The 24,944-nt window shown below is 64.5% G+C and carries 29 protein-coding genes; 18 read left to right on the plus strand and 11 right to left on the minus strand.

Annotated elements, in window-relative coordinates; genetic code table 11:
* Positions 1-147: 147 nt before the first annotated feature.
* A complete protein-coding gene (locus tag ACVJ19_RS15920; RefSeq protein WP_453950011.1) occupies positions 148-1,644 on the minus strand; it encodes a sigma-54-dependent transcriptional regulator in 1,497 nt (498 codons plus the stop codon).
* A gap of 127 nt (positions 1,645-1,771) precedes the next feature.
* On the opposite strand from ACVJ19_RS15920, the gene ACVJ19_RS15925 reads away from it, so the two are divergent.
* The 13 genes from ACVJ19_RS15925 (at position 1,772) to ACVJ19_RS15985 (ending at position 12,667) form a co-directional block, all read left to right on the plus strand.
* On the plus strand, positions 1,772-3,679 hold the full coding sequence (locus ACVJ19_RS15925; protein WP_453950012.1) for a M3 family oligoendopeptidase: 1,908 nt from the start codon (positions 1,772-1,774) through the stop codon (positions 3,677-3,679).
* A gap of 77 nt (positions 3,680-3,756) precedes the next feature.
* Entirely contained in the window at positions 3,757-4,023 is a 267-nt protein-coding gene (locus ACVJ19_RS15930; RefSeq protein ID WP_275519186.1) for an AbrB/MazE/SpoVT family DNA-binding domain-containing protein, read from the plus strand.
* Positions 4,020-4,406 (plus strand): type II toxin-antitoxin system death-on-curing family toxin, encoded by a 387-nt coding sequence (locus ACVJ19_RS15935; RefSeq protein WP_453950013.1) that lies wholly within the window; start codon positions 4,020-4,022, stop codon positions 4,404-4,406. The genes ACVJ19_RS15930 and ACVJ19_RS15935 overlap by 4 nt, the downstream gene beginning before the upstream one ends.
* Positions 4,407-4,503: 97 nt before the next feature.
* Positions 4,504-4,656 carry an aa3-type cytochrome c oxidase subunit IV gene (locus ACVJ19_RS15940; protein WP_008136857.1) on the plus strand — a complete coding sequence of 51 codons (153 nt, stop codon included), beginning with the start codon at positions 4,504-4,506 and terminating at the stop codon, positions 4,654-4,656.
* A gap of 137 nt (positions 4,657-4,793) precedes the next feature.
* Positions 4,794-5,921 (plus strand): Re/Si-specific NAD(P)(+) transhydrogenase subunit alpha, encoded by a 1,128-nt coding sequence (locus ACVJ19_RS15945; protein WP_453950014.1) that lies wholly within the window; start codon positions 4,794-4,796, stop codon positions 5,919-5,921.
* An 11-nt stretch (positions 5,922-5,932) separates the two neighbouring features.
* Positions 5,933-6,250, plus strand: a complete 318-nt coding sequence (locus ACVJ19_RS15950) for a proton-translocating transhydrogenase family protein (RefSeq protein ID WP_014492434.1) — start codon at positions 5,933-5,935, stop codon at positions 6,248-6,250.
* A gap of 39 nt (positions 6,251-6,289) precedes the next feature.
* The gene (locus ACVJ19_RS15955) at positions 6,290-7,687 is read left to right on the plus strand and encodes an NAD(P)(+) transhydrogenase (Re/Si-specific) subunit beta (RefSeq protein WP_453950015.1); all 1,398 of its coding nucleotides are present in this window, start codon (positions 6,290-6,292) and stop codon (positions 7,685-7,687) included.
* Positions 7,688-7,700: 13 nt separating this feature from the next.
* Positions 7,701-7,871 carry a hypothetical protein gene (locus ACVJ19_RS15960; RefSeq protein ID WP_453950016.1) on the plus strand — a complete coding sequence of 57 codons (171 nt, stop codon included), beginning with the start codon at positions 7,701-7,703 and terminating at the stop codon, positions 7,869-7,871.
* Between the two features lie 26 nt (positions 7,872-7,897).
* Positions 7,898-8,695: an alpha/beta hydrolase gene (locus ACVJ19_RS15965; RefSeq protein WP_453955142.1), complete on the plus strand. Its 798-nt coding sequence runs from the start codon at positions 7,898-7,900 to the stop codon at positions 8,693-8,695.
* Positions 8,649-10,127, plus strand: coding sequence for a sodium:proton antiporter (locus ACVJ19_RS15970; RefSeq protein WP_453950017.1), 1,479 nt, complete (start codon positions 8,649-8,651; stop codon positions 10,125-10,127). The genes ACVJ19_RS15965 and ACVJ19_RS15970 overlap by 47 nt, the downstream gene beginning before the upstream one ends.
* 49 nt (positions 10,128-10,176) lie before the next feature.
* Complete coding sequence (locus ACVJ19_RS15975; RefSeq protein ID WP_453950018.1) at positions 10,177-11,274, plus strand: calcium:proton antiporter; 1,098 nt, start codon at positions 10,177-10,179, stop codon at positions 11,272-11,274.
* A 91-nt stretch (positions 11,275-11,365) separates the two neighbouring features.
* Entirely contained in the window at positions 11,366-11,650 is a 285-nt protein-coding gene (locus tag ACVJ19_RS15980) for a cupin domain-containing protein (protein WP_018641556.1), read from the plus strand.
* Between the two features lie 102 nt (positions 11,651-11,752).
* Complete coding sequence (locus tag ACVJ19_RS15985; protein ID WP_453950019.1) at positions 11,753-12,667, plus strand: hypothetical protein; 915 nt, start codon at positions 11,753-11,755, stop codon at positions 12,665-12,667.
* A 121-nt stretch (positions 12,668-12,788) separates the two neighbouring features.
* Here the strand turns inward: ACVJ19_RS15985 and ACVJ19_RS15990 are convergent, their stop codons facing one another.
* A complete protein-coding gene (locus tag ACVJ19_RS15990) occupies positions 12,789-13,439 on the minus strand; it encodes a tetratricopeptide repeat protein (protein WP_453950020.1) in 651 nt (216 codons plus the stop codon).
* 126 nt (positions 13,440-13,565) lie between these two features.
* Positions 13,566-13,862, minus strand: coding sequence for a 30S ribosomal protein S21 (gene rpsU, locus ACVJ19_RS15995; protein WP_011089854.1), 297 nt, complete (start codon positions 13,860-13,862; stop codon positions 13,566-13,568).
* Between the two features lie 260 nt (positions 13,863-14,122).
* On the opposite strand from rpsU, the gene aqpZ reads away from it, so the two are divergent.
* Positions 14,123-14,845, plus strand: coding sequence for an aquaporin Z (gene aqpZ / locus ACVJ19_RS16000; protein ID WP_453950021.1), 723 nt, complete (start codon positions 14,123-14,125; stop codon positions 14,843-14,845).
* A gap of 37 nt (positions 14,846-14,882) precedes the next feature.
* Here the strand turns inward: aqpZ and ACVJ19_RS16005 are convergent, their stop codons facing one another.
* Positions 14,883-15,989 (minus strand): 5-(carboxyamino)imidazole ribonucleotide synthase, encoded by a 1,107-nt coding sequence (locus tag ACVJ19_RS16005; protein WP_453950022.1) that lies wholly within the window; start codon positions 15,987-15,989, stop codon positions 14,883-14,885.
* On the minus strand, positions 15,986-16,474 hold the full coding sequence (gene purE / locus ACVJ19_RS16010; protein ID WP_453950023.1) for a 5-(carboxyamino)imidazole ribonucleotide mutase: 489 nt from the start codon (positions 16,472-16,474) through the stop codon (positions 15,986-15,988). Before purE ends, ACVJ19_RS16005 begins: the two co-directional genes overlap by 4 nt.
* A gap of 142 nt (positions 16,475-16,616) precedes the next feature.
* Here purE and ACVJ19_RS16015 point away from each other — a divergent pair, with 142 nt between their 5' ends.
* Positions 16,617-17,318 (plus strand): diguanylate cyclase domain-containing protein, encoded by a 702-nt coding sequence (locus tag ACVJ19_RS16015; protein WP_453950024.1) that lies wholly within the window; start codon positions 16,617-16,619, stop codon positions 17,316-17,318.
* Positions 17,319-17,355: 37 nt separating this feature from the next.
* Here the strand turns inward: ACVJ19_RS16015 and ACVJ19_RS16020 are convergent, their stop codons facing one another.
* From ACVJ19_RS16020 to ACVJ19_RS16030, 3 genes are all read right to left on the minus strand, one after another.
* The gene (locus ACVJ19_RS16020) at positions 17,356-17,607 is read right to left on the minus strand and encodes a hypothetical protein (RefSeq protein WP_453950025.1); all 252 of its coding nucleotides are present in this window, start codon (positions 17,605-17,607) and stop codon (positions 17,356-17,358) included.
* A 22-nt stretch (positions 17,608-17,629) separates the two neighbouring features.
* A complete protein-coding gene (locus ACVJ19_RS16025) occupies positions 17,630-17,848 on the minus strand; it encodes a hypothetical protein (RefSeq protein WP_453950026.1) in 219 nt (72 codons plus the stop codon).
* Positions 17,849-17,990: 142 nt separating this feature from the next.
* Positions 17,991-18,197: a YdcH family protein gene (locus tag ACVJ19_RS16030; protein ID WP_027545541.1), complete on the minus strand. Its 207-nt coding sequence runs from the start codon at positions 18,195-18,197 to the stop codon at positions 17,991-17,993.
* Positions 18,198-18,526: 329 nt separating this feature from the next.
* On the opposite strand from ACVJ19_RS16030, the gene ACVJ19_RS16035 reads away from it, so the two are divergent.
* Complete coding sequence (locus tag ACVJ19_RS16035; RefSeq protein ID WP_025034152.1) at positions 18,527-18,706, plus strand: YdcH family protein; 180 nt, start codon at positions 18,527-18,529, stop codon at positions 18,704-18,706.
* A gap of 113 nt (positions 18,707-18,819) precedes the next feature.
* On the opposite strand, the gene ACVJ19_RS16040 is transcribed toward ACVJ19_RS16035, so the two are convergent.
* Positions 18,820-19,923 carry an NAD(P)/FAD-dependent oxidoreductase gene (locus ACVJ19_RS16040; RefSeq protein WP_453950027.1) on the minus strand — a complete coding sequence of 368 codons (1,104 nt, stop codon included), beginning with the start codon at positions 19,921-19,923 and terminating at the stop codon, positions 18,820-18,822.
* A gap of 203 nt (positions 19,924-20,126) precedes the next feature.
* Here ACVJ19_RS16040 and ACVJ19_RS16045 point away from each other — a divergent pair, with 203 nt between their 5' ends.
* Positions 20,127-22,814, plus strand: a complete 2,688-nt coding sequence (locus tag ACVJ19_RS16045) for a sensor domain-containing protein (protein ID WP_453950028.1) — start codon at positions 20,127-20,129, stop codon at positions 22,812-22,814.
* A gap of 134 nt (positions 22,815-22,948) precedes the next feature.
* Positions 22,949-24,409, plus strand: coding sequence for a glycerol-3-phosphate dehydrogenase (locus tag ACVJ19_RS16050; protein WP_453950029.1), 1,461 nt, complete (start codon positions 22,949-22,951; stop codon positions 24,407-24,409).
* Here ACVJ19_RS16050 and ACVJ19_RS16055 read toward each other — a convergent pair.
* Both ACVJ19_RS16055 and ACVJ19_RS16060 read right to left on the minus strand, forming a co-directional pair.
* Positions 24,390-24,623: a type II toxin-antitoxin system RelE/ParE family toxin gene (locus ACVJ19_RS16055; RefSeq protein WP_453950030.1), complete on the minus strand. Its 234-nt coding sequence runs from the start codon at positions 24,621-24,623 to the stop codon at positions 24,390-24,392. The two genes, ACVJ19_RS16050 and ACVJ19_RS16055, sit on opposite strands and share 20 nt — an antisense overlap.
* A complete protein-coding gene (locus ACVJ19_RS16060) occupies positions 24,620-24,850 on the minus strand; it encodes a hypothetical protein (protein WP_453950032.1) in 231 nt (76 codons plus the stop codon). Before ACVJ19_RS16060 ends, ACVJ19_RS16055 begins: the two co-directional genes overlap by 4 nt.
* Between the last annotated feature and the right edge of the window lie 94 nt (positions 24,851-24,944).

Genomic DNA, 24,944 nt, shown 5'->3' on the forward strand with positions numbered 1-24,944 from the left:
TGGCAACGGATTGTGCGCTTGCGGCACGCGCTTTTCCCTCTGTCTGTCACTTCCAAGTCACGGTTCAAGCCGCAGTCGAATTTTGCCGTCATGCGAACGGCTTACGGTCGCTTCTCAGCCTCGCGCGAACCCCCGTTCGCATGAGGCTCAGTGCGTCTCCTCGCCGCTTTTCCCGCCATGGCCGGGAACCCCGGCTTCGTCGAGTTTCCGGTAGAGGGTGGACCGGCCGATTTTGAGGCGGCGGGCGACTTCCGACATCTGTCCGCGATAGTGCGAGATCGCAAAACGGATGATCTCGTTCTCCATGTCCTCCAGCGGGCGGACGTCGCCGGTCGGCGTCAGCATCGACAGGCTTCCCGCCAAGGGAAGCGGTGCGATTGGTATTTCGCTACCCGATACCACCGAAGGCGCCGCGATCGGCTCCAGCATCAGCGGTGCGGTCGGGATGTCCATTGCGGCATGCGGCTGCGCGGCGAGCATGGGGAAGTCGGCGAGGCCGAGCTGGTCGCCGTCGCTCATCACCACCGCGCGGTAGACCGCGTTCTCGAGCTGGCGGATGTTGCCGGGCCAGTCGAGCTGGGCGAGGTGCGCCATGGCTTCGCCGCTGATGCCGGTGATGGGACGGTTCTCCTCGGCGGCAAAGCGCGCGAGGAAGTGCCGCAGTAGATGCGGAATGTCCTCACGCCGGGCGCGGAGCGAGGGGATCGTCAGCGGCAGCACATGGAGACGGTAGAACAGGTCTTCCCGGAAGTGGCCCTGCTTTACCCGCTCCAGCAGCTTGCGGTTGGTCGCGGAGACGATGCGGACGTCGACCTTGACGGGTTTGCGGCCGCCGACCGCCTCGACCGCGCCTTCCTGGAGCGCGCGCAGCAGCTTGACCTGCGCGGTCAGCGGCAGCTCGCTGACCTCGTCCAGGAACAGCGTGCCGCCATGGGCCTCGACGAACTTGCCGGTGTGGCGTTCGGTGGCGCCGGTGAAGGCACCCTTCTCGTGGCCGAACAGGATGGACTCGACGAGGTTGTCGGGGATCGCGCCGCAATTGACCGCGACGAAGGGCTTTGCCTTGCGCTCGCCGCTGCCATGGATGGCGCGCGCGAACATCTCCTTGCCGACGCCGGACTCGCCCTCGATCAGCACGGGAATCGACGAGTTCGCCGCCTTCTGCGCCGCGCGCATCACCGGCTCCATCGCCTCGGCGCGCGTGATGATGTCGGAGAAGGTCAGCCGTCCTTCGCGGCTGTGACGGATGCGCTGCAATTCGCCCTTGAGCGCGGAGGTGTTGAGCGCGTTGCGCAAGCTGACCTGGAGTCGCTCCATGCCGACCGGCTTGACCACGAAATCGGCGGCGCCTGCGCGCATTGCCGAGATCACATTGTCGATGCCGCCATGGGCGGTCTGCACGATGACGGGGACGGAGAGGCCCGCTTCGCGGATTTTCGCCAGCACGCCCATGCCGTCGAGGCCGGGCATAACGAGATCGAGGATGACGCCGTCGATAGCAGGCGCGTCGGGGGCGGTGAGGGCGGCGATCGCGGCGTCGCCGGACTCCACGACGATCGTTTCATAGCCGCATTTCTGCACCATGTTCTCGACCAGCCGGCGGGCTACAGCGTCGTCGTCGGCGATCAAAATACTGGCAGCCATGGTGTTCCCCGCACGCTACAACTATCTGTCTCGAATCGGGGCACTCTGGCCGAAGCCGATTAACGCACTCTTAAACCTTGATGCCCCCGCCCGCCGTCGCGCTTGTTGAACACAGGTTTCCCACACAATGAATTCGCGCTCCAAGCCCGCTCTCAAAAAGCCCGCTCTCCGCAAGCCTGCCACCAAGACGTCCGCCGCCAAGAAATCCGCCGCCAAGGCAAAGCCCTCCAAAACTTCACTCGCAAAGCCCGCGAGCAAGACCGGCAGGCTTCCGGAGTGGAACCTCGCCGATCTCTATTCCGGGATCGATGCGCCGGAAGTGGCGCGCGATCTCGAGAAGATGGATGCCGATTGCGTCGCGTTCGAGACCGACTACAAGGGCAAGCTCGCGACAGGGACAGCAAACGAAGATGGCGGAAAATGGCTCGCTGAAGCCGTCCGACGCTATGAGGCGATCGACGATCTCGCCGGCCGCCTCGGCTCCTATGCCGGTCTCGTTCATGCCGGCGACAGCGTTGATCCCAAGATTTCAAAGTTTTACGGCGATGTGTCGGAACGGCTGACCGCGGCGTCCACGCATCTTCTGTTCTTTGCGCTCGAGCTCAACCGCGTCGATGACGATATTTTGACCCGCGCGATGCAGGCCCCGGAGCTCGCATATTACCGTCCGTGGATCGAGGATCTGCGCAAGGAGAAACCGTACCAGCTCGACGACAAGCTCGAGCAGCTCTTCCTGGAGAAGGCGCAGACCGGCTATTCCGCCTTCAACCGCCTGTTCGACCAGACCATCTCCAGCCTGCGCTTCAAGGTCGGGGTTAAGGAACTCGCGATCGAGCCGACGCTCAATTTGTTGCAGGACCGTGACGGCTTAAAGCGCAAGAGCGCAGCGGAGGCGCTGGCGAAGACCTTCAAGGCCAATGAGCGCACCTTCGCGCTGATCACCAACACGCTCGCCAAGGACAAGGATATCTCCGACCGCTGGCGCGGTTTCAAGGACGTCGCGGATTCCCGCCATCTGAACAACCGCGTCGAGCGCGAGGTGGTGGATGCGCTGGTCGCCTCGGTCCGCGCCGCCTATCCAAAGCTGTCGCATCGCTATTACACGCTGAAGGCGAAGTGGTTCGGCAAGAAGCGTCTGGCCTATTGGGATCGCAACGCGCCGCTGCCCTTTGCCGCGACCGACGTCATCGGCTGGCCCGATGCGCGCAACATGGTGCTGACGGCCTATCGCGGCTTCTCGCCCAAGATGGCCGACATCGCCGAGCGCTTCTTCACCGATCGCTGGATCGATGCGCCGGTGCGTCCGGGCAAGGTGCCGGGCGCGTTCTCGCATCCGACCACGCCGTCGGCGCACCCCTACGTGCTGATGAACTACCAGGGCAAGCCGCGCGACGTGATGACGCTCGCCCATGAGCTCGGCCATGGCGTGCACCAGGTGCTGGCCGCGAAGAACGGCGCGCTGATGGCGCCGACGCCGCTGACGCTGGCGGAGACCGCGAGCGTGTTCGGTGAGATGCTCACCTTCAAGCGGCTGTTGGCCCAGACCAAAAACGCAAAGCAGCGCCAGGCGCTGCTTGCCGGCAAGGTCGAGGACATGATCAACACCGTGGTGCGGCAGATCGCGTTCTATTCCTTCGAGCGCGCGGTCCACACCGAGCGCAAGAACGGCGAGCTCACCGCGACGCGGCTCGGCGAGATCTGGCTGTCGGTGCAGGGCGAGAGCCTGGGGCCCGCGATCGAGATCAAGGCGGGCTACGAGAACTACTGGATGTACATCCCGCATTTCATCCATTCGCCGTTCTACGTCTACGCCTATGCCTTCGGCGATTGCCTCGTGAACTCGCTTTATGCCGTCTATGAGAACGCGGCCGAAGGCTTCGCCGAGCGCTATCTCGACATGCTCGCTGCCGGTGGAACCAAGCATTATTCCGAGCTGCTACGGCCGTTCGGGCTGGACGCCAAGGATCCCAAATTCTGGGACGGCGGTCTTTCGGTCATCGCGGGGATGATCGACGAGCTGGAGGCAATGGGCTGAGGCGGTGGGCGACCCGTAAAACATTTGTTGAACGTCTGCGCGCCGGATGTTATACAGATGTATAACGAGGTGCGGCCATGAACGAGAATGCGGACCCCAAGGACCTGAAGAGCGACTCCACTGTGCTTCAGGTGCGCAAGATCGGCAATTCCATCGGCGTTATCCTGCCGAAGGAGCTCGCAGCTCGCCTGAATCTCAAAGAGGGCGACAAGCTGTTTCCGGTCGAGCAATCGGACGGTGGCGTCTTGTTGACGCCACATGATCCCGACTTCGAAAAAGCGATGGAAATCGCGCGGCGAGGAATGAAGCGTTATCACAACGCCCTCGCCGAGCTTGCTAAATGAGCGAGCCGTTCTGGCTGACGCGCCGGATCATTATTGCGATCCACGACGAACAGCTCGCGATTCATGGTGGTGCAAGCGGCCTTCGGGACGAAGGCATGCTCGAATCCGCGCTCGATCGGCCCAGAAACAAATGGTCTTACGAGAACGCCGATCTTGCTGAATTGGCGGCAGCGTACGCCTTCGGCATCGCGCGCAACCATCCGTTCGTCGACGGCAACAAACGCACGTCTCTGCTGGCGCTGTACACTTTCCTTGGTGTCAACGGCGTCGACTTCGTTGTGCCCGAGGCAGAGGCGGCAGCCATCATCCTCTCCCTTGCCGCCGGCGAAGTCAGCGAGGAGGGCCTGACGCGCTGGATCCGCGACAATCTGGATTCCAAATGACCTGATTTGGCGGAAAACCGCTGCCGAGTGCCGTTGCCCTGTCTAAATCTTTCAGGTATCCCAGCCGGAGAATTCGACTTTCGACTGGGGACAATTCATGGCTGACCATAGCGAAGTGGCGTACACCACTGCCGACGGCAACGACTACGTTGCCCACGAGCAGACCTATGAGGGCTTCATCAAGCTGGTGAAATACGGCACGGCCTCGGTCGCGCTCATCGTGATCCTGATGGCGATCTTCCTCACCTGATCCATCGCCTGCCGCACCGCCAGCGTCGTCGGTGCCCATAAAATTTGCATTCAAGCCGGTTCTAAAACCGGTATCCAACGTTGCGGGAGTAACGCTAAGTTCGCGTGCGCGCTTTTTCCCGCGCCGCCGGAGGGCCTATGAAGATTGCCGTTGCCAAGGAAATCGATCCGTCGGAGCCGCGTGTCGCCGCTTCGCCTGATACGGTGAAGAAGTTCAAGGCGCTTGGCGCCGAGATCGCCGTCGAGCCGGGCGCCGGCCTCAAGTCGGGCCTGCCGGATTCCGAATTCACCGCCGTGGGGGCCACCGTCAGCGCCGATGCACTGAAGGACGCCGACATCATCATCAAGGTGAAGCGCCCCGAGGCGTCGGAACTTTCGCAGTACAAGCGCGGCGCGCTCGTCATCGCCATCATGGATCCCTACGGCAACGAGACCGCGCTGAAGACGATGGCCGATGCCGGCATTTCCGCTTTCGCGATGGAACTTATGCCGCGCATCACCCGCGCGCAGGTGATGGACGTGCTGTCCTCGCAGGCCAACCTCGCCGGCTACCGCGCCGTGATCGAGGGTGCCGAGGCCTTCGGCCGCGCCTTTCCGATGATGATGACCGCCGCCGGCACCGTGCCCGCCGCAAAGGTGTTCGTGATGGGCGTCGGCGTTGCCGGCCTTCAGGCGATCGCGACCGCGCGCCGCCTCGGCGCAGTGGTCACTGCGACCGACGTCCGGCCCGCGACGAAGGAGCAGGTGGAATCGCTCGGTGCGAAATTTCTCGCCGTCGAGGACGAGGAGTTCAAGAACGCGCAGACCGCCGGCGGCTACGCCAAGGAAATGTCCAGGGAATACCAGGCCAAGCAGGCCGCGCTCACCGCCGAGCACATCAAGAAGCAGGACATCGTGATCACCACGGCGCTGATCCCGGGCCGGCCGGCGCCCAAGCTCGTGTCCGGCGAGATGGTCAAGTCAATGAAGCCGGGCTCGGTGCTGGTCGATCTCGCCGTCGAGCGCGGCGGCAATGTCGAAGGCGCCAAGGCCGGCGAGGTCGTCGACCTCGATGGTATCAAGATCGTCGGCTACACCAACGTCGCCGGCCGCGTCGCGGCCTCGGCCTCCAGCCTCTACGCACGCAATCTGTTCTCCTTCATCGAGACCATGGTCGACAAGAAAGAGAAGAAGCTCGCCGTGAACTGGGACGACGAACTGGTCAAGGCGACCGCGCTGACCAAGGATGGCGCCGTCATCCACCCGAACTTCCAGCCGAAGGCTTAAGGAGATCCGCCATGGAGCATGCTGCACAGGTCGTCGACCCCTTCATCTTCCGGCTGTCGATCTTCGTTCTCGCCGTCTTCGTCGGCTATTTCGTGGTGTGGTCGGTGACGCCCGCGCTGCACACGCCGCTGATGAGCGTGACCAACGCGATCTCCTCGGTGATCGTGGTCGGCGCGCTGCTTGCCGGCGGCGTCGCCAATGTTTCGAGCGGCTCGGGCTGGGCGCGCGCCTTCGGCTTCGTTGCGCTGATCTTTGCCTGCATCAACATCTTCGGCGGCTTCCTTGTCACCCAGCGCATGCTGGCGATGTACAAGAAGAAGTCGAAGTAAGCGGCCACCTCGGGCTGATGGGATCAATGGGGACCTGAGATGAGCGCCAACCTCTCTGCATTTCTGTATCTCGTGGCGGGAGTGCTGTTCATCCTGTCGCTGCGCGGGTTGTCGAGCCCGGCTTCGTCGCGCCAGGGCAATCTGTTCGGCATGATCGGCATGGCGATCGCGGTCGCCACCACGCTTGCCAACCATCCGCCGGCAGACGGCCTCGCCTGGGTGCTCGTCATCGTCGGCATCGCGATCGGTGGTGCGATCGGTGCTGTCATCGCCCGCCGCGTGCCGATGACGTCGATGCCGGAACTCGTCGCGGCCTTCCACTCGCTGGTCGGCATGGCCGCGGTGCTGGTCGCCGCCGGCGCGTTCTACGCGCCCGAGGCTTTCGACATCGGCACCCCCGGCAACATCCATCCGCAGAGCCTGGTCGAGATGTCGCTCGGCGTCGCCATCGGTGCGCTGACCTTCACCGGCTCGGTGATCGCGTTCCTGAAGCTGTCGGCACGGATGAGCGGCGCGCCGATCATCCTGCCGTTCCGCCACGTCATCAACATCGTGCTCGCCGTTCTGCTCGTCGTCTTCATCGTCGGGCTGGTGATGACCGGCAGTGCGCTCGACTTCTGGCTGATCGTCATCCTGGCGCTGGCCCTCGGGGTGCTCATGATCATCCCGATCGGCGGCGCCGACATGCCGGTCGTGATCTCGATGCTGAACTCCTATTCGGGGTGGGCCGCGGCCGGCATCGGCTTCACGCTCGGCAATTCCGCGCTGATCATCACCGGCGCGCTGGTCGGCTCGTCGGGCGCGATCCTGTCCTACATCATGTGCCACGCGATGAACCGGTCCTTCATCTCGGTCATCCTCGGCGGCTTCGGCGGCGAGACCGCGGCGGCCGGTGGCGGTACGGGCGAGCAGAAGCCCGCCAAGCTCGGCTCGGCTGACGATGCGGCCTTCATCATGAAGAACGCCTCCAAGGTCATCATCGTGCCCGGCTACGGCATGGCGGTGGCGCAGGCCCAGCACGCGCTGCGCGAGATGGCGGACCTCCTGAAGAAGGAAGGCGTCGAGGTGAAATACGCCATTCACCCGGTCGCGGGCCGCATGCCCGGCCACATGAACGTGCTGCTGGCCGAAGCCAACGTGCCCTATGACGAGGTGTTCGAGCTCGAGGACATCAACTCCGAATTCGCGCAGGCCGACATCGCCTTCGTGATCGGCGCCAATGACGTCACCAACCCGGCGGCCGAAGAGGACAAGACCTCGCCGATCTACGGCATGCCGGTGCTCCAGGTCTGGAAGGCCGGCACGGTGATGTTCATCAAGCGCTCGCTGGCGTCGGGTTACGCGGGCATCGACAATCCGCTGTTCTACCGGGACAACACCATGATGCTGCTCGGCGACGCCAAGAAGGTCACCGAGAACATCGTCAAGGCGATGTAACGCGGGAGGGACCGTGGCCATCAACAAGGATTGGCACCGGTTCCATCGCATGCCGCCGAAGGCGACGCGCGAGCAGCGCATCGCCTGGCACGCCGCCCACAAGGCGGCGTGCGGCTGTCGCGACATGCCGGCCAGCCTCCGGCCCGATGTCATGAAATTGCTGCGGAGCCGTCGCAAGCCCTAGTCTGGATCGGGGCCGGCCGCGCAATGATCACCATCGTCAAATGGACCATCATCCTGCTCGTGGCCGTCTATCTCGCCGGTCTCGTCGTGCTGTATGTGCGGCAGCGCGAGATGCTGTTTCCGATCCCGCCCGTCGGTCGCACCGCACCCGATGCCGCAGGACTGCCCGAGGCGGAGGAGCATGTCCTGACCACCTCCGATGGCGAGAAGGTCATCGTCTGGCACGTGCCGGCGAAGCCCGGCCGTCCCGTGATCCTGTATTTTCCCGGCAATGGTGATTTTCTCGCCGGTCCTGTCAGCCGCTTCAAGGCGATGACCGCAGACGGTACCGGCCTCGTCGCGCTGTCCTATCGCGGCTACGCCGGCTCCAGCGGGGCGCCAAGCGAGGAAGGTCTGTTGCGCGACGCTGCAGCCGCTTACGCCTTCACGACCGCGCGCTATGCGCCGGAACGAATCGTCGCCTGGGGCTTTTCGCTCGGGACGGGCGTGGCGGTCGCGCTCGCCTCGGAACAGCGTGTTGGAAAGCTCATCCTGGAAGCCCCCTATACGTCGACGGCCGACATTGCAGCTTCGTCGTTCCGGTTCGTGCCGGTGCGCCTGCTGATGCGCGACCCGTTTCACTCCGACGAGCGCATCACGCGCGTCACGGTGCCGCTCCTGGTGATGCATGGCACCAATGACCTTGTCATTTCGATCGTGTTCGGAGAGCGTCTGTTCGCGCTCGCGCATGAACCGAAGCAGTTCGTTCGCTTTGCGGGCGGCGGACACGACAATCTCGATGCTTTCGGTGCGATCGAAACGGCAAGGCGCTTCATTGCTTCCTAGACGGCTTGCGACCTGGCGGGGCTGCGTGGTCATCGCTGCGCCTCTGGTGCTGTTGCCGCAGCCCGCATGGGCGGCGACCGCGCTCGACGGCGCGGCGATGCGCTGGCCGTATGCGCTGCCCTTTGCCGGCCTGTTGCTGTCGATCGCGCTCGGGCCTTTGCTGTTCGCAAAATTCTGGCACCATCACTACGGCAAGATCGCCGCGGCATGGTCGCTGCTGGCGCTCGGCTCGCTCGTGGTCTTTGCCGGAAGCATGGCGACGCTGGCCGCGCTGGTCCACGCCATGCTCGCCGAATATTTCGGCTTCATCGTGCTGCTGTTCTCGCTCTATGTTGTGGCCGGCGGCATCCTCATCACGGGCGACATCAAGGGCACGCCGGCGGCGAATGCCGGCATCCTCGCGCTCGGCACGCTGATGGCGAGCGTCGTCGGCACCACCGGGGCGGCGATGATCCTGATCCGCCCCCTGATCCGCGCCAACCGGCCGCGGCGCCACAACGCTCATGTGATCATCTTCTTCATCATCCTGGTCGCCAATGTCGGCGGCGCGCTGAGCCCGCTCGGCGATCCCCCGCTGTTCGTCGGCTTCCTGCACGGCGTCGACTTCTTCTGGACCACGCGGAACATCTGGCTGCAGACGATGATCGTTGCAGGACTGCTGCTCGTCATCTTCGTCGCCGTCGACGTCTGGCGTTTCAGGAGCGAGCCGCCGCCCGGCGAGGCGGGGCCTGGGAAACCGGTGCGGATCCGCGGCCTCGTCAACCTGGTGCTGATCGCAGCCATCGTCGCCAGCCTGCTGGTGTCGGCGATGTGGAAGCCCGGCATCGCCTTCGACGTTCTCGGAACGAAGCTGGAGCTGGAAGACCTCGCCCGCAACGTGACGCTGCTGGCGATTGCGGCGCTCTCGGTGTGGCTGACGCCGGACGAGCACAGGCAGGCCAACGGCTTCACCTGGGAGCCGATCCGCGAGGTCGCAAAACTGTTCGCGGGCATCTTCGTCGCCATCATTCCGGTCATTGCCATGCTCAATGCCGGCCATCACGGCGCCTTCGCCTGGCTGTTGTCGGCCGTGACGGCGCCGGACGGCGCGCCGCGCGAGGCCGCCTATTTCTGGAGCACCGGGCTGATGTCGGCATTTCTCGACAATGCGCCGACCTATCTGTTGTTCTTCGAGTTGGCCGGCGGCGATCCGCAAGTGCTGATGCATGTCCTGTCGGGCACGCTCGCCTCCATCTCCATGGGCGCGGTCTACATGGGTGCGCTCACCTATATCGGCAATGCGCCGAACTTCATGGTCAGCAGCATCGCCAGAGAGAACGGCATCGAGATGCCGAGCTTCTTTGGCTATCTCTTGCGCGCCGGCGCCGTGCTGATCCCGCTGTTCCTGCTGCTGACCTTCCTGCCGATCGCGCCGATCCTGCACTGGCATTGAATCTGCCGGCCGATTTGCTACTGCTCGGCTTCACAACTGGAGCCGGTGGATGAGCGCGCATAGTCCGATGCCCCGGTCGGCCTGGATCTTCCCGGCGCTGGCCGTGCTGTTGTTCGTAGCCGTCAGCGCGACGGATTACGTCTTCACGCTGTCGCTGGCCGGGCTCGGCTTCGCCGTCGTCCTTCTGGTCATCCTGTTCGGAACGGTGTTCGCCGCCGTTCATCATGCCGAGGTGATTGCCGAACGGGTCGGCGAACCCTATGGCACGCTGGTGCTGACGCTTTCGGTGACCATTATCGAGGTGGCGCTGATCACCACGATCATGCTGGGCGACAAGCCGGCGCCGGAACTGGCGCGCGACACGGTGTTCGCCGTGGTCATGATCGTCTGCAACGGCCTTGTCGGGCTCTGCATCTTCATCGGCGGCCTGCGCTATCGCGAGCAGGGTTTTCAGCTCTCCGGCGCCAACGTCTATCTCAGCGTCCTGTTCGCGCTCGCGACCATCACATTGATCATGCCGAACTACACGACCACCACGCCGGGACCGGTCTATTCGAGCGTTCAGCTCGGCTTCGTCGACGTCGTCACGCTCGCGCTCTATGCGGTGTTCCTCTACACCCAGACCGTCCTGCACAAGGATTACTTCGTCCATGAACGGGCGGAGGGCGAAGGCGGGGTGGTGCACCTGTCGGTCGGCGCGCTCGCGCTCACCGTGGGCCTGCTCCTGGTCTCGCTGCTGGCGGTCGTGCTGCTGGCCAAGAAATTCTCGCTGGTGGTCGATGCCGTCGGCGCCAGGATCGGCGCGCCACCGGCCTTCGCCGGCCTTCTGGTCGCGCTGCTGATCCTGATGCCGGAGGGCGTCGCGGCCATCGCGGCGGCCCGCAAGAACGATCTCCAGAAGAGCATCAATCTCGCGCTCGGCTCCTCGCTGGCGACCATCGGCCTGACCATCCCCGCGGTCGGCGTCGCCACCTACGCGCTCGACAAGGAGCTCGAACTCGGCCTCAGCGCCCAGGGCAGCGTGCTTTTGCTGCTGACCTTCTTCCTGAGCATGCTGACCTTCGGCACGGGCAGGACCAATGTCCTGTTCGGCTTGGTCCATATGGTGGTATTTGCCGTCTACGTGTTCATGGTTTTCGTGCCCTGAAGCGCAGTCGCGCTTCAGGCTATTGTATGGGCATGATCTTTCCGGAAAACCGCTCCACACTTTTCCGGATCATGCTGTGAGGAGAGTTCCGATGCTTGCCGCCAAGTCCGACGTCCAGATCGACAACGAAGAGGTCCGGGTGACCGAATGGCGGCTCGCCCCGGGCAGCGCGACCGGGCACCACACCCATGGGATGGACTATGTGATTGTTCCCGTCGTCGCCGGCGAAATGACCATCGTGGCGCCCAATGGGGAGCGTTCCAAGGCGCAGCTTGCGGCTGGGAAATCCTACTTTCGCAAGGCCGGCGTCCAGCACGACGTACTTAACGAAACCTCAACTGAGATCGTGTTCCTTGAGATCGAGCTGAAGGCGTAAGTCCGGAGTCCGGCGTTACCCTTTGCCATCGATCCGTCGCAGTTGATCCCTTACAATTGCCCCAAAGTTCCCGCATCTGATCGCGCGGGGAGTGGCCGAGAAATGCTGAAATACCTCGCTAAAATCTCGATGGATATCTTCCCCTCGGTGCTCGCGACGATCATCGGGGCCTACATCGTTAACCACTACATCAACGCCAAGCCGGCGGCGGATACCCCCGCGGCCGTCGTTGCGCCTGCCGAGGCCGGTAAGGACGCCAAGCCGACGGACACCGCCAACCTTCCCGCGCCTGGCGTCAAAGCCAAAGGCGTCTCCGAGAAGAGCGTGACGGACAAGGCTGCGGCCGAGAAGCCTGCCGACAAGCCCGAGACCAAGGCTGCGGACGTCGCTCCCGCCGACGCCGCCTCGCACGGCCGCCCCGCGGCGCGCGAGAAGGCGGCCGCGAAGTCGACCCCGGCAGCCACCGCCTCGGTCGTGGAGGCCAATTCCGCGCCGGCCGCTGCATCCCCGGCTGCGACCCCCGACGCCAACGATCTGGCGCGCGCCGCCATCGAGCGTCTTCGCAAGTCGCCTGAGGGCAAAGCTGCCGAAGCCAAGGCTGCTGAAGCCAAGGCAGCCGAAGCCAAAGCCGCCGAGACCAGGCCGGCCGAGCGGACCCCCGAGCCCGCGGTCCGCGAAGCCACCCGCGTCCCCGAGGCCCCCCGTGTCGTCACGACGGAGCCGTCCGCGGTCCGTCCGCTGCCGCCGCCGATCACGGTGTCCACGCCTTCACCCGAGGCGTATGGCAATGCCGGCTCGCAGCCGTCCTACACGGCCTCGGTCGGCAATGACGACCCGAATCGGATCACGCCGCCGGCTGACATTCCCGTGCCGGTGATCGCGCCGCCGCTCGACCTGCGTGCCGACGTCGGCGCGACCATGCCACGGCCGAAGAAGACCAACGTCGCGGACGAGATGCTGTCGGGCATGAAGTCGATGTTCCACTCCGTCCTGCCGAAGAGCTCCACCCCCGATTAAGGCGGTGGCTTAGAGCGTTTTCGAGCGAAGTGGACACCGGTTCGCGTGAAGAAAACGCGTCAAAACAAGAATCTAGAACTTCGGTTCTGATCCAATCAGAACCGAAGTTCGAGCACCGCTGTCAGCCGCCGACGCGGGCGAGGCCGCTGCGGGCGGCATCGTCGCGTGGACGCAGGGCAACCGCCTTGTTGTAGGACGCCGCCGCCTTGGCCCTGTCGCCGAGCCGCTCATAGGCCTGTCCGCGCGCGGTCCAGACCTGGGGATTGTGCGGATCGGCCTCGGAGGCTTCATCCAGGTCGGCCGCGGCTTCCTTGACCTTGCCGATCGCCAGATAGCTGGTCGCGCGGCCGAGCAGCGGCTCGGCCTTTTGCGGGTTGAGCCCGCTCGCCGCGCTGAAATCGGCGACGGCGAAATCGTGCTGGTTATTGCCCTGGTAGATCAGCGCGCGGCCATAGAGCGCCTGCGCATTGTAGGGATCGAGGCCGACGGCGCGGTTGAACTCGTCCAGCGCTGCCGCGGTCTCGCCTGACTTGGCGAGGGACTGGGCCTTTGCGGTGTGGGCCTGGGCTTCGGTGACGTTGCCGGCGCTGACCGCGCTCTCGGCAGTCGCCGCCGCCTTCGGTGCCTCCTGCGGCTTCTCCTTCTCGGGCATCAGCGATCCCAGGTCGAAGGAGCAGCCGCACAGCGCAATCCCCATCAAAGTCAGCGCGAGCGGCTGGCGCCAGATCAGGCGTCGTCGCGCCAAGCGGCGCTCGGGGAGAGGGGAGGCCATCTACGGTTCGCTCGCGCTAGTGCCGCATCGGTAAGTGCCCCATCCCAGAAAGGCACCGCTACGAAATAATAACGCGGGCTCTGGGCCCGCGTCATCGAAAACTGAAGTCTGGTAAATCCGGAAAGATCAGCGCGGTCCGCGCGGACCTGCGCCCGGGCCGCCACGACCACCGCGCTCGCCACCGGCGCCGGCGCCGAACACCGGCTTCGGCTTCATCGGCAGCAGGCCTTCACGCTGCAGCTTCTTGCGGGCCAGCTTGCGCGCGCGGCGCACGGCCTCGGCCTTTTCGCGGGCCTTTTTCTCGGAGGGCTTTTCGTAGTGACCGCGGAGCTTCATCTCGCGGAAAATTCCCTCACGCTGCATCTTCTTCTTCAGCGCCTTGAGGGCTTGATCGACATTGTTATCGCGAACGAGAACCTGCACGCGGCATCCTCTTCAGTGGATCGGATTTGAATTCTGGTAAGTCAAAGGGGATGGCAAAAAGCCCGGCACCCTTAACCTTGAGCGCGCGGATGTATCAGACAAAACCTGGAATGTCCACCGGCCAAGCGGGTTTTCGGGCCAAGTTCGGCCATTAAATGCGGCGAAAATACCTTTGTGCGGCCCCGATTTGGGCGGTTTGACGCCCGGGGCGGGGCGCGACCGGAGCTTTGTTCCGGAATCTTTGAAATGAGGGGACGACAATGGATATGAAAAAATATGCTGCCGAGGCTATCGGCACCTTCTGGCTCACATTCGCAGGTTGTGGCAGCGCGGTGATCGCGGCCGGCTTCCCGCAGGTCGGAATCGGTCTGGTCGGCGTGTCCCTGGCTTTCGGCTTGAGCGTCGTCACGATGGCCTACGCGATCGGCCACATCTCGGGCTGCCATCTCAATCCGGCCGTCACGGTCGGCCTTGCCGCCGGCGGGCGCTTTCCGACCGGCCAGATCCTGCCTTACGTGATCGCGCAGGTCTGCGGTGCGATCGTTGCCGCCGCGCTGCTCTATGTCATCGCCAGCGGAGCCCCCGGCTTCGACGTCACCAAGGGCTTCGCGTCCAACGGCTATGACGCGCATTCGCCCGGTCAGTACAGCATGATGGTCTGCTTCCTCACTGAGGTGGTGATGACCATGATGTTCCTGTTCATCATCATGGGCGCTACCCACGGCCGCGCGCCCGCGGGCTTCGCGCCGCTCGCGATCGGGCTTGCGCTTGTGATGATCCATCTCGTCAGCATTCCCGTCACCAACACGTCGGTGAATCCAGCGCGCAGCACGGGCCCCGCGCTGTTCGTCGGCGGCTGGGCGCTGTCGCAGCTCTGGATGTTCTGGGTTGCGCCGCTGATCGGCGGTGCGCTCGGCGGGGTGATCTATCGCTGGCTCAGCGAGGAGCCCACCGGCGTCGTCGCGGGTGTGAAGACGGCGTGATTGCCAAGCGGGATTGCAGCCTCTGCTGCAGTCCCGTTCACTTGTCCTTGGCGGGCCAAACTTCGGTGACGTGGCCCATCTTGCGGCCGGGGCGCGGCGTGCCCTTGCCGTAGATGTGCACCGTGGCGCCCGGGACGGTCAGCCACTTGTCGTAGTCGTTGATCTCGTCGCCGATCAGATTGGTCATGGTGACGATCTCGCCGTGGCGCACCGGCTTGCCGAGCGGCCAGCCGGCAATGGCGCGGATGTGCTGCTCGAACTGCGAGACGGAGGCGCCGTCCAGCGTCCAGTGCCCGGAATTGTGCACGCGCGGGGCGATCTCGTTGACCAGCACCTTCGGTCCGGTGCCGTTGGCGAGCACGAACATCTCCACCGCCAGCACGCCGACATAGTCGAGCGCAGTCGCAATCTTGCTCGCGACGTTGCGCGCCTCATGCGCGAGTGCGTCCGGGATCGCCGCGGGCGCGCGCGACACTTTCAGGATGTGGTCGCGGTGCTCGTTCTCGGTCACGTCGAAACACTCGACCTCACCTGCGGCCGAGCGCGCGGCGATCACCGAGATCTCGCGCTCGTACGGCACGAAGGCCTCCAGGATTGCCGATTTGGTGGCGAGGCTGGTCCACACCTTGGCGATGTCGTCGCCCGCGCGGATGATGGCCTGGCCCTTGCCGTCATAGCCGAAGCGGCGGGTCTTCAGCACCGCCGGGAGGCCGATCCTCAGGATCGCCTCGCGCAGCGAGGAGACGGAAGTGACGTCGGCATAGGCCGCAGTGCCGATGCCGAGCTTCGTCACAAAATCCTTCTCGGCGAGCCGGTCCTGGGTGGTCTCGAGGATCTTGCGATTGGGCAGCACCGGGCGGCGCGCGTCCAGCACCATCGCGGCGGCCGCCGGCACGTTCTCGAATTCGTAGGTGATGACGTCGACGTCGCCCGCGAACAGCTCCAGCGCTTCGACGTCGGCATATTCGGCGCAGGTCGCGTTCAGCACGACGTCGAAGGCCGGCGAATCCGGATCGGGCGAGAACACCTGGCAGCGCAGGCCGAGCCGCGCCGCGGCCATCGCCAGCATCCGTCCCAATTGTCCGCCGCCGAGAATTCCGATGGTGTCGCCGGGCTTCAGCTTCACCTGCTTTGCGTCAGTCACGCCTTGTCCTCCGGACGCTCGGCAACCGCGTCGGTCTGTGCCTTGCGCCAGGCGGCGAGGCGGTCGGACAGGGCCGGATCGGACAATGCCAGGACGGCAGCTGCAAGCAGCGCCGCGTTGATCGCGCCGGCCTTGCCGATGGCGAGGGTGCCGACCGGGATGCCCGCGGGCATCTGCACGATCGAATAGAGCGAATCGAGGCCCTTGAGTGCCTTGGATTCGACGGGAACGCCGAACACCGGGAGCTCCGTCAGCGCCGCGGCCATGCCCGGCAGATGCGCAGCGCCGCCGGCCCCGGCGATGATGACCTTGTAGCCCGCCGCCTTGGCGCCCTTGGCGAAGGCAAACAGCCGGTCGGGGGTACGGTGGGCCGAAACGATGCGGGTCTCGGCGGCGACGCCGAGCGCATCGAGCGTCTCGGCGGCATGCCGCATCGTGTCCCAATCCGACTGGCTTCCCATGATGATGGCGATCGGCGCGGTCATGACGTCAATTGTGCTCGGGAAAACAGAAACATAGGCCAGATTAACGGTTCCGGCCGGCGGCTCGCAAGGCGGTGGCAAGGAGAAGGGAATGCACTATCCTGTCTTGGTGAATCCCCGCAAGCCTTCATTGAGCAGGATGCCCATGAAGAAACCAAAAAGGGCGAGCGCTGCGAAGGCCAAAACGGGCCGGAAGACCAGCGCCGGCCGATCCAAAGCCGTCTCGAAGCGCCCGGCCAAGCCGGCCTCGCGCAGCGCGCCGGATGCCGACGACAGCAAAGCGACCATCCGTGGTCTCAAGAGCAAGCTCAAGGCGGCCCTGCTGCGGGTCTCGGAACTCGAGGCGGCCGCCGACACCGACTTCCTGCTCGAGATTCCGAACCGGCGCGGATTCGAGCGCGAGCTCACGCGCGCCATTGCCTACATGAAGCGGTATCGCGCCAGCGGCGCGCTGATCGTGCTCGATGTCGACCGGCTGAAGCCGATCAACGATTCCTTCGGCCATGCCGCCGGTGACGAGGTGCTCAAGGCGATTGTCGCGACGCTGACGCGCCAGGTCCGCGCCTCCGACGTGGTCGGCCGGCTCGGCGGCGACGAGTTCGCGCTGCTGTTGTGGAATCTCAACGAGACCGACGCCAAGGCGAAGGCTGCGACTTTCGAGCAGGCGATCGACGAATTGTCCTTCGACTTCCGAGGCCAGAACGTGATGGCGGGCGCCTCCGCCGGCGTCGCCCTGCTCGGTCCGCACTCCGATGCAGGCCGCGCCCTGGAAGAGGCCGATGCCGCCATGTATGTGCGCAAGGCGCGCCGCCGGCACGAGCCGCGGATCCGGCTCGTCAGCAACTAGAGCATGATCCGGACCCGAATGCTCAAACAAAAATTCCCTACAGCGTGGCGAGATCTTCCGGCACGTTGCCGAATTTGCGCAGCAGTGTCGCGTCGCCGAATTCGCCGGTCATGGGATCGCCGCTGCGGCTGAAGGCGACCGCGCCGATATGGCCGGCACCGCGCGCCAGAATCTCGGCGCGGCGTAGTGCTGCCGATGAGGACTGACACTCCTCCGCCGCGCCTGCGACGGGTGATCCGTCGTCATCAATCAAAAAGGGCATTGCAACGTAGTAGGTCACATCCGACATGGCGTTGCTCCAATGTTGACGGTCAAGCGGCGCTGCTCTTGCTCCGTACCTTGCCGCGCGTGGTTTCGGGAATGCAGCCGGCGGAAATCGCCGCCTGCAATTCCTCCAGTTCCGCCTCCAGATACTCGTTGGCCATGATCAGCGCCTTGATGGTGCTGCGCAGATTGCCGTCGCACATCGCGATCGCCTGATCGCAGGCCTGTTCATAGTGACTGTTGTCCAAGAGGGCGGGTGCCGGCATTTGCGTTGTCCTTTGTGAGTTTTCCTTGGGCGTTTCCCTTGGGCGTTTCCTGGGGCGTCGGGCACAGGAATGTTCCTATTTTGTTCTTTTCGAGTCAAGCGGATTCAGTCACGGGGAGCCGCCACGGCAGCTCGGGACGCGATCAGGCGATGATGTCGGGCGTGATCTGGTCTTCGATGAACGCGATGCGGTCGCGCAACAACAGCTTGCGCTTCTTCAGCCGCTGTAACCGCAATAGGTCGGGGGCAGGCGATTGATGCAGTGCATCGATCGCGGCATCGAGATCTCGGTGTTCCTGCTGCAACCGGGCGAGCTCGGCTTCGAGTTCGCGCTCGTCTTCATGGGTCATGTCTGCGGTGGCCGAAAAACCGATAGGCGTGAGATCAAGGCTGTGGATGCCTTGTGGAAATTATCGTCCTTGCGCGGCGTGACCGCAAGCGATCTCAGGCCGTCGCGCACCGATCTCCCGCAAGATATTTCAACGGTTCGCTGCGGCGCTGCGCAAGCGCATTGATATCATGGATTTTTCCTGCGCGGTTCCGTACTCACGCTTCATTACATATGTATTTTCAAAAATGACGCCGCGACGACGGATACCCATCGACAGAACGAATCGGTGATGTAGACTTCGCCGTCCGGATCGAATCCTGAGGTTCAACCCTACCGAGGAGGTTTCGAATGACAATTCAGGCACATCTTGTTGAATTGGAGCGGAAACACAAACTTCTCGAAAACGAATTGCACGAAGCTCTCGTGCACCTTTCAACAGACGACCTGCAAATTGTTGAGTTGAAGCGCCGGAAGTTGATGGTCAAGGACCAGATCGAGCGTCTGAAGCAAGGCGATACGCTCCACTAGTAACCCCCGTAACAGTGTAGAGTTGCTCGTACCCTTTCAGGCAGGGATGAGAGCCATTGCGCTTATCCCTGCTGCAAGGTGCGAGACCGCGCGCAATCATCGTTGCGCGTGGCCTAGATCTCTGCGAGCTCGGTGACGTGATCGGCGATCGCGAGCGACGATGTCAGTCCCGGCGATTCGATGCCGAACAGGTTGATCAGACCTGCGACGCCGTGATCGCGCGGGCCCTGCATCAGGAAATCCTGCGTGGCCACTGCCGGCGGCACGATCTTCGGGCGGATGCCCGAATAGCTCGGCATCAACGCGCCGTCGGGCAGTGTCGGCCAGTACTTGCGGATCGCCGGATAGAAGCGCTCTGCGCGCGACGGATCGACCTCGTAGTTGATCGTCTCGATCCACTCGACATCTGGACCGAAACGCGCCTGCCCTGCCATATCCAGCGTCAAATGCACCCCTAGCCCGCCGGGCTCAGGCACCGGATAGATCAGGCGCGAGAACGGCGCCCTGGCGCTGCAGCTGAAGTAGTTTCCCTTCGCAAGATACGCCGGCGGAATCCGGTCCAGCGGCATGCCCTCGATGTTGCGCGCGACCGTCGTCGCCGAGAGTCCCGCAGCGTTGACGAGGAGGCTGCATTGCAGCGTCATCGGCGCCTCGCCGCCGGCCTCGACCTCGATCACGCCGGCCGCCGCCTTGGCGCGGACCAGCGGCGTGTGAAACGCGAAGGCGGTGCCGGCTTCCTCGGCCTCGCCGCGCAGTGAGAGCATGTAGGCGTGGCTGTCGATGATGCCGGTCGAGGGCGAGAGCAGCGCGGCGTCACAGGCCAGCGCAGGCTCCAGCGCGCGTGCGGCCTCGCCCGTGAGCAGCTGCATGTCGAGCACGCCATTGGCCTCGGCGTGCGCCTTGATCGATTGCAGCTTCTCGGTTTCCTTCGCATTGGTCGCGACGATCAGCTTGCCGCAATTCTTGTGGGGGATGTCGCGCTCGGCGCAGTAGCGATAGAGCGCGTGCTTGCCGCTGACGCACATGCGCGCCATCCAGCTCCCGGCGCGGTAGTAGATGCCGGCATGGATCACCTCGCTGTTGCGCGAGGAGGTGATGGTGCCGATGGCCTCGGCCTCCTCGAGCACGATGACCTCGCGCCCGGCCTGGGCGAGCTTCCGGGCCACCGCAAGCCCGACCACGCCGGCCCCGATGACGATGCAGTCGACCTTATCCATGGTTGTGCAGGACGTCCGCTGGGAGCGCCGGTGGCATTCGACCTGAGAACGAGGGCCTGGGGCCGTTTTCCGTTAAGGAAGCATTTATCATGTCAGGGCAATTGCCGTGTTTGGCGTCACATTTTTTCTGTTGCGCGTACAGGCGTTTACCCGATCCAAACCCGCGAGGCCAGACAATCCGACGTTGAAATCGCGGGTGGCTGATGGCTGAGAAGAACTGGCACGTGGGCAGCACGCTTCCGATTGCTGTGCAGGCCGTCGTGTGCCTGGCCGGCGCGGTCGCGCCTGCGCGCGCCTTTGCGCTCTCGGACGGCCTTGCCCCGCCGAGCTACATCGGCCAGCTCGATCCCAACCTGATCTGGGAAGTCCTGATCGCGGGAATCGTCGTCTGCGCATTCCTGGCCACCGTCGCGCTGTGGGTCCATTCGGCGCTGCGCCGGACGAGGCGGTTGCAATTGCGGCGCAATGCCTTCGTCTCCTCCGCCATGAACAATCTCAACCAGGGCGTGGTGATGACCGATGCGGAGCGGCGCATCATCTTCTGCAACGACCGCTATCTCAATATCTACGGCCTGACGCGCTCGGAACTCTGGGCCAATATGAACGGCTATGAGCTGCTCGAGCTCAGGCGCAGGCGCGGAGTGCTCGGCGGCGTCTCCGACAACGAGTTCTACGAGAAGGCGGCAAGCCCCAACGGCCTGATCACCGAGCTGCCCGACGGGCGGGCCATCCTGGTGAAATATTTCATCCTGCCGAACGGCGGATCGGTCGCAACTCATCTCGACGTCAGCGACCAGCGCAAGCTGTCGCGGCAACTCGCTTCCACCAAGCAATTCCTGGAATCGGTGCTGGACCATGTGCCGGCCTGTGTAGCCGCGAAGAACATCGACGACGGTTGCTACATCTTCGCGAACAGCGCCTATGAGCGGTTCTGGGGACTGTCGCGGGACTACGCCGTCGGCAGGAATGCGCGGGAGCTGTTTGCGCCGGGCTCGGCGGCGAGCATCGAGGCGGCCGACCGGGCGGCGCTGGAGGCGCCGGACGGTCAGTTCCGCAATGAGTTCGAGGTCGATCGCGGCGGTGAGCGGCGCATGGTGGCCTCGATCCGGATCGTCGTCCGCAACGAGAGCAACAAGCCGGAATTCCTGCTGCTGGTGTTCGAGGACATCACCGACCGCCGCTCGCTGTCGCAGGAGCTGGAAAGCACCAAGAAGTTCCTCGAGCTCGTGGTCGACAATATCCCGGTGGCGCTGATCGTCGAGCAGGTCAAGGATGGCCGCTATCTGCTCGCCAATCGCAGTGCCGAGACCATCCTCAACCGCCGGCGCGAGGAAGCCACGGGCCTGACCGCGTCCGACATCTTCAATCCCAAGGAAGCCAAGCTGATCATCGCCCGCGACGAGGCGGCGATCAAGAAGCGCGGGATGATCACCGAGGAGCATCCGATCTCCACCAAGGACGGCCTGCGGCTGTTCCTGACGCGCCGCGCCACGGTGCTCAGCGATGCCGGCGAGCCGCAATATCTGATCAAGACCCACGAGGACGTCACCGACCGCCGGCAGACCGAGTCGCGCATGGCGCACATGGCCTATCACGACGGCCTCACCGATCTGCCGAACCGCGCCGCCTTCCTGCAGGCGCTGACCCAGATGATCGAGGCCTGCGAAGGCACCGGCGAGGAGTTCGCCGTGCTCTGCGTCGACCTCGACGGGCTCAAGGAGGTCAACGACGTCTTCGGCCATGCTCTCGGCGACAAGCTCCTGATCGAGGTGGCCCAGCGGCTCCAGGACTCCGCGCGGGGCGGCGTGGTGGCGCGCCTGTCCGGCGACGAGTTCGGCCTGATCATCGACGGCAAGCAGCCGGAATCGGGTCTCGCGCTGGCGCAACAGATCGGCGAAGCCGTCGCGCAGGAGTTTCAGATCGACGGCCGGCCGGTCCGTGCCGGCGTCACCACCGGCATGGCGATCTTCCCGCACAATGGCACGGATGGCGCCTCGCTGCTCGCCAACGCCGGTGCGGCACTGTTCCGCGCCAAGCAGAAGTCGCGCGGCACCATCAGCCTCTACCAGCCGGAGATGGACCAGCAGATCCGCGATCGCCGCGTGCTGCACCAGGACCTCTCGATGGCGATCAAGAACGGCGAGCTCTCGCTCGCCTTCCAGCCGCAGGGAGCCGCGGGCCTCAGCGTCGCCGAGAGCGAGATCATCGGCTTCGAGGCGCTGGCGCGCTGGCAGCATCCGGTGCGTGGCCAGGTCTCACCGGCCGAATTCATCCCGATCGCCGAGGAGAGCGGCCTGATCGTCGAGATGGGCGAGTGGATCCTGCGCGAAGCCTGCCGCGAGGCGGCGTCCTGGCCGAAGCCGCTCCAGGTCGCTGTCAATCTGTCGCCGGCGCAGTTCATGCACGGCGACGTGGTCGGCCTCGTCCATTCGATCCTGATCGAGACGGGCCTTGCGCCCGGCCGGCTCGAGCTCGAGATCACCGAGGGCGTGCTGATCGAGGATTTCGACCGGGGCCTTGCGCTGCTGCGCCGGCTGAAGGCGCTCGGCGTGCGCATCTCGATGGACGATTTCGGCAGCGGCTATTCCTCGCTGAGCTATCTCCAGGCGTTCCCGTTCGACAAGATCAAGATCGACCGCGCCTTCATCATCAATCTCGGCCGCAACCCGCAATCGGCTGCAATCGTGCGCGCCGTGATCGACCTCGGCCACGGCCTCGAAATGTCGATCATCGCGGAGGGCGTCGAGACGCTCGAACAGCTTGCCTTCCTCGCCAAGGAGGGCTGCGACGGCGTGCAGGGCTATCTGCTCGGCAAGCCCCTGCCGATCGGCAAATATGCCGATCTCGTCGGCCGCGCCGAAACCGTGGAGCTTGCGCTCAAGACCGGTTAGAGCGTTTTCGAGCGAAGTGGATACCGGTTCGCGTCAAGAAAACGCGTCAAAACGAAAATCTAGAGCCCGTTCCGATTTCATCGGAACGGAAATGGCTCTAGGGATGGTGAGCTTCGCTCCCTGTCGACGGTTTCATGGCGGATTACGATCTTGCGATCATCGGCGGCGGCCTGAACGGTGTCAGCCTCGCGCGCGATGCGGCTGGCCGCGGCCTGCGCGTGATTCTGTTCGAGCAGGGTGATCTCGCCGGCGCCGCGTCGTCGGCGACACCGCGGCTGATCCATGGCGATCTGTCGGTGCTGGAGCGCCGCGGCTTCTGGCGGGTGCGCCGGGCGCTCGCCGAGCGCCGGATCTGGCTCCGGATCGCGCCGCACCTGGTCCGGCCGATGCGCTTCGTGATCCCGGCGCATTCCGAGGAGCGTCCGCCATGGCTGTTGCGCGCCGGCCTGTATGTTTATGACGGCCTCACGAACCGGGGCGGCCTGCCGCCGTCGGCGACCCTCGACATCACGCATCATCCGGTCGGCAACGCACTGAAACGTCCGTTCGGTATGGCGTTCGAGTATTGGGACTGCGTCGTCGACGATTCCCGCCTGGTCGTGCTCACGGCGCTTGATGCCGCCGAACGTGGCGCAGCGATCCGGACCGGAGCGCGCTGCGTCCGTGCCGATCGAACCGACACCTGGCGGCTCGCCGTGGTCGATCGCGGCTATCGCCGTATCGTCACGGCGCGGGCGCTGGCCAACACCACCGGCGCCTGGACCTCGATAGTCGCGGACACCGTACTGCGGCAGCCGCAGCCGGCGATGGCGGCCATGCAGATGAGCCAGATCGTCGTGCCGCGCCTGTTCGATTCTGAAAATGTCTACGTGTTTCAGAACAATGACGGGCGGCTGATCTTCGCCCGGCCGTTCGAGCGCGACTTCACGCTGATCGGCACGGTCACGCATGCTTTCACCGGCGACCCCGCCATCGTCGCGATACCGGGCGCCGACGTCAGCTATCTCTGCGAGGCCGCCAGCCGCTATTTCCGCGAGCGCGTCGGCCCGACCGACGTGGTCCGCACGGTCTCCGGCGTCAACCTGGCGCTGGCGTCCACGCGCGGGCGCGAGGGCACGACGCTGTTTCATGCGCGCCGGCGCCGGGCCCCGATGCTCACGATGTTCGGCGGCGATGTCACCACCTCGCGTCTCCGCGCGGAGCGGGCGGTGACCAAGCTGACCCCGTTCTATCCGATGTCGCCGCCCTGGACCGCCGGCGCGGCGCTGCCTGGTGGAGATTTCGCCTGGGATCGTTTCGACACCGAGATCGACCTTGCGCGCGACCGCTGGCGCTTTCTGTCGGAGCCAGAGGCTCAGCGCCTGGTTGCGGCCTATGGCTCGCGGCTGCCCGCAGTGCTCGGCGAGGCCAAGAGCCGCGAGGAGCTCGGCCCCGCGTTCGGACCCGAGTTGACTGGCGCCGAAGTGCGCTATCTCATGACCCACGAATGGGCGCGTTTTCCGGATGACGTTCTGTGGCGCCGCTCCGAGCTCGGCTTGACCATGCCGACGGCGGACCGCGACGCGCTGGCTGCGTTCATGGCGAATGTGAGCTAGTCGGGATCTCGCGCACCCGGCATCCCTCCGGGATCGCGAGCCCCATGGCGGATAGCATGGATGATGATCCGATCTCGGGATGTGCGAGCAGCAGACCAATAACGTCCTGAATGCGCTTTTGGACGCGTGCTGCTCCCTGAGGAGACGCTTCTGCAATGTAAGTCAGAATGGAATCGAGGTCGGCGAGCGCCGGAAGCGTGTAGCGAATATTCACAGGCCGTGTTTGGCCCAAGTCGCTCGGACTTGAGCCTCGGTTGCGAATTCACCCCGTTTAGCCGCCGCCTTGGATGCGGCAATTGCCGATCTTTCATCATCCGACAGGATGACAGGAGGCGCTGCATCGGCGCCGGCGAGCTGGAGTACGATCCGGGCAATGTCGTCCTGCGCGTCCGAGGGCAGACTGCGCGCGATCTCCAGGGCTTGATCCAGCAGCTTGGTCATATCGTGATCATACGCCCTTTGATGCCCCGCATGAAGGCCAAATTGCGATGATCGGTCCCGAACCGGTTGAGCTAGGGACGATCGGCCGCTAGCG

The sequence above is a fragment of the Bradyrhizobium sp. USDA 376 genome, from assembly GCF_054063675.1.

Coding starts and splice junctions, on each gene's coding strand:
- ACVJ19_RS16060 (WP_453950032.1), bottom strand. CDS start 24,850: ATGACCAAGCTGCTGGATCAAGCCCTGGAGATCGCGCGCAGTCTGCCC.
- ACVJ19_RS15980 (WP_018641556.1), top strand. CDS start 11,366: ATGCTTGCCGCCAAGTCCGACGTCCAGATCGACAACGAAGAGGTCCGG.
- aqpZ (WP_453950021.1), top strand. CDS start 14,123: ATGGATATGAAAAAATATGCTGCCGAGGCTATCGGCACCTTCTGGCTC.
- ACVJ19_RS15975 (WP_453950018.1), top strand. CDS start 10,177: ATGAGCGCGCATAGTCCGATGCCCCGGTCGGCCTGGATCTTCCCGGCG.
- ACVJ19_RS15945 (WP_453950014.1), top strand. CDS start 4,794: ATGAAGATTGCCGTTGCCAAGGAAATCGATCCGTCGGAGCCGCGTGTC.
- ACVJ19_RS16030 (WP_027545541.1), bottom strand. CDS start 18,197: ATGACCCATGAAGACGAGCGCGAACTCGAAGCCGAGCTCGCCCGGTTG.
- ACVJ19_RS15970 (WP_453950017.1), top strand. CDS start 8,649: ATGCTTTCGGTGCGATCGAAACGGCAAGGCGCTTCATTGCTTCCTAGA.
- ACVJ19_RS15985 (WP_453950019.1), top strand. CDS start 11,753: ATGCTGAAATACCTCGCTAAAATCTCGATGGATATCTTCCCCTCGGTG.
- ACVJ19_RS15935 (WP_453950013.1), top strand. CDS start 4,020: ATGAGCGAGCCGTTCTGGCTGACGCGCCGGATCATTATTGCGATCCAC.
- ACVJ19_RS16015 (WP_453950024.1), top strand. CDS start 16,617: ATGAAGAAACCAAAAAGGGCGAGCGCTGCGAAGGCCAAAACGGGCCGG.
- ACVJ19_RS16025 (WP_453950026.1), bottom strand. CDS start 17,848: ATGCCGGCACCCGCCCTCTTGGACAACAGTCACTATGAACAGGCCTGC.
- ACVJ19_RS15955 (WP_453950015.1), top strand. CDS start 6,290: ATGAGCGCCAACCTCTCTGCATTTCTGTATCTCGTGGCGGGAGTGCTG.
- ACVJ19_RS15950 (WP_014492434.1), top strand. CDS start 5,933: ATGGAGCATGCTGCACAGGTCGTCGACCCCTTCATCTTCCGGCTGTCG.
- ACVJ19_RS15930 (WP_275519186.1), top strand. CDS start 3,757: ATGAACGAGAATGCGGACCCCAAGGACCTGAAGAGCGACTCCACTGTG.
- ACVJ19_RS15925 (WP_453950012.1), top strand. CDS start 1,772: ATGAATTCGCGCTCCAAGCCCGCTCTCAAAAAGCCCGCTCTCCGCAAG.
- purE (WP_453950023.1), bottom strand. CDS start 16,474: ATGACCGCGCCGATCGCCATCATCATGGGAAGCCAGTCGGATTGGGAC.
- ACVJ19_RS16050 (WP_453950029.1), top strand. CDS start 22,949: ATGGCGGATTACGATCTTGCGATCATCGGCGGCGGCCTGAACGGTGTC.
- ACVJ19_RS16040 (WP_453950027.1), bottom strand. CDS start 19,923: ATGGATAAGGTCGACTGCATCGTCATCGGGGCCGGCGTGGTCGGGCTT.
- ACVJ19_RS15920 (WP_453950011.1), bottom strand. CDS start 1,644: ATGGCTGCCAGTATTTTGATCGCCGACGACGACGCTGTAGCCCGCCGG.
- ACVJ19_RS16035 (WP_025034152.1), top strand. CDS start 18,527: ATGACAATTCAGGCACATCTTGTTGAATTGGAGCGGAAACACAAACTT.
- ACVJ19_RS15990 (WP_453950020.1), bottom strand. CDS start 13,439: ATGGCCTCCCCTCTCCCCGAGCGCCGCTTGGCGCGACGACGCCTGATC.
- ACVJ19_RS16020 (WP_453950025.1), bottom strand. CDS start 17,607: ATGTCGGATGTGACCTACTACGTTGCAATGCCCTTTTTGATTGATGAC.
- ACVJ19_RS15940 (WP_008136857.1), top strand. CDS start 4,504: ATGGCTGACCATAGCGAAGTGGCGTACACCACTGCCGACGGCAACGAC.
- ACVJ19_RS16045 (WP_453950028.1), top strand. CDS start 20,127: ATGGCTGAGAAGAACTGGCACGTGGGCAGCACGCTTCCGATTGCTGTG.